Below are 266 nucleotides of genomic sequence, written 5' to 3'. Positions count from 1 at the left end.
CGTGCCCCAAAAAAGATGAACGACACCTGCCATGACGCTGGATAGACCGATCGTCGCCATGATCATGGAGATCACCGGTTCACCAATGAACGGCCGCAGGACGACCCGCTCCACCGCCCAGCCGAGTAAGGCGCTGAAGACAAGAGTCAACAGCAGCGCGGGCAAAAACGGCACCTTGTAGCTGGTGATTAACGTCAAGCAGACGTAGGACCCAACCAGGACAAACTCGCCCTGGGCAAAGTTGATCGCGTCGCTTGACTTATAGA

General features: G+C 56.4%; 1 pseudogene. It reads right to left on the bottom strand.

Annotated elements, in window-relative coordinates:
* Positions 1-266: pseudogene (locus tag MXD62_RS08765) on the bottom strand (branched-chain amino acid ABC transporter permease); the annotation flags it as partial.

This window comes from Frankia sp. Mgl5, from assembly GCF_023242985.1.
Classification (GTDB): Bacteria; Actinomycetota; Actinomycetes; order Frankiales; family Frankiaceae; genus Parafrankia; species Parafrankia soli.
Note: the sequence above shows the minus strand (reverse complement) of the source record. Positions and strands in the feature narration are given on the sequence as shown.